The sequence below is a fragment of the bacterium genome, assembly GCA_021108215.1.
GTDB lineage: Bacteria > Oederibacteriota > JAAXVQ01 > JAAXVQ01 > JAUVAV01 > JAIORK01.
Genome location: JAIORK010000010.1, coordinates 1 through 2,172, shown reverse-complemented (window position 1 = coordinate 2,172; position 2,172 = coordinate 1). Strand labels below are relative to the sequence as shown.

Annotated in this window: 1 protein-coding gene; it reads right to left on the bottom strand. The window is 54.1% G+C overall.

The window, feature by feature from the left end; translation table 11 throughout:
- A partial coding sequence (locus K8S19_01915) for a hypothetical protein (GenBank protein MCD4812441.1) occupies positions 1 to 2,172 on the bottom strand: 2,172 nt, incomplete at both ends.

Below are 2,172 nucleotides of genomic sequence, written 5' to 3'. Positions count from 1 at the left end.
ATCATAGCGGCTCTGGAAATAATATTTGTCCGCCTGATAACCAACAATTGCACCGAACAAAAAGGTATTGGCACGATAACGCAGCCGGGCAATCCCGGTGCGCAAGGTTCCATCTGCCGCCGGCATGCTCTGGTTCATGGTTCTGAGCAACTGGTCCGGCACGAAGATGGTCGCCCATTCACCATGGTTGGAAGCCTCGTAGTTCTCTGTATATGCTCCCAAAAGCTTCCCACTCAACAAACGCTGTATAAAACTCCCCTGCTCGGAAAGCGAACGGAAACGGATCTGCTTGATATTAAACTGCTTGGCCATCACCGCATCCGGTATCACCAGGGTCCGCTTGATCGCCGCAAAACGAGGAGACAAGTCATCCACTACCACCGGCGCCTGCCCGCGCGCACCGGCAAAGACCGCCACCACAGATTGCAGCACCACCAACCCGGCCAGTAAGATGCCGGCCACGGCGCGCAGCGGCGCACGACTGTTAAGATTTCCGCTCATGCTCCGGTCATTGGCAAAAAGCATGCTGCGAACGCCATACTGCAGCATCCGCAAAGGCAGGTACCTGAAGCCGCGCAGGGGCTTGTTCAGCGGACTCGGCAGGATCTCCTGCATTCGACGCATCTCCTGCACCGTTTCATCCGCCTGGACCTCTCCGCGAACTTCCGCCTGCGTTGTCTCCGGCACAAAAAAGCCGTCCTCTTCCCAAAAATTCTTGCCCCCGCGCCGCGTCTGCATCTCAGCTATCTCCGCATCCGTGGACTCATAGGCCTTGAGTACCGCCAAATTGCTCCCGAGGTCATTTTTCAGCGTATAGCCTTCCATCTGTGCAGGAACAATCAGTGTATCTCCCTGACGGATTTCCAAATACCGCTCAGTCTTTTCTCCCGGCAAGGTATAACTTAATTCACCGCGCCCTTCCGCCACCATCAACATTTGATAGCTTGTCCCGACAACGACACGGACCTGTTCAGCCGCATCTTCATTCCCTAATCGATTCATCATAATCTGATCCATCGAATACAACGGTGTCCGGATTAAATTGGTCGTCCGCGCACCCATCTCTGCCGGGGCCACCAAATAATCCATTGCCGGGCGCGGCGTGAAGTCCAGCTTGCCGACTGCCTCCGCAATATGCAGCGGACGGTTGGGATCATTGCGCCCCTGATCATACAACCGCAGTGTCTTGTCGGCCGTCTCTTGCAATTCATAAATCACACCATAGGAAAGCGCATGCACGGTCGCGCCGGGCACATTCATCACCAGCATATCATTGTCCACTCCCAGCTGTTTCTTCACATCCGCCGGTTGTTTGCGACCATTGATATAGACCTCCACATCTCCGGATTCCCATCTCACCTCAATTTTATTATTAAACGCCTTGATCGCCGCCCCTTCCGTGTCTGTCTTACCCTGCTCCAGCGCAGCTGCATACTGATCTCGATAAAATGCCGCTTTGGACGCTGCATCCGGCTTCGCCAAATATGCATCACGGAAACCCGGCAACACTGCGTCATCTATATCCTCTATCGGGCGGAATCCCAGATAAATCTCAGCTACCAGCTGGTCTTTGCCCTCTTCAAACAACCGGGCTCGGTCAATGACTACCATCCAGCTCTCATTTTTAGAATCCGGTTTAAACCGTTCATGCATCTGAATGGACAACGGTTCTTTCGCATCCAGCACTTTAAACAACTGGCCGATGACCTTCCGCCCGGTACCGAGCAGACGCTCACCTGTCCGAGCGGCAAATTTATCCAGATCCATCGGCAAATTACCCATGCGCACAATACCAGGATTTTTCTTGTGCGCCCCGAACCACAACTCAGCGATATTCATGTCCATCTGGGACTTATCCAATGCCCTGCGCAGAAACCGGATAATAAACGAATCCGAAGCCGGACGACCCCAGACATACGGCTGGATCTGTGCGTCCACACGCAGCGGCTCTGCCTTGCGGTTGAACCGGTTCACCATGCGGCGTTCCAAAAACCGCTGAACACCCGGCAGCAGCACCAGCATACCAATGAAATCATTGCTGAACTGCTCATGATACCGCACCCGCGCAGCTTCACGCGGATTGTCGCGTTGCAGAATCCTAAACGCATCTTCATTCACGATAATACCATTCGACCACGCAATCGCATCGTTGCGCGCCTGGGAGCGCATCTG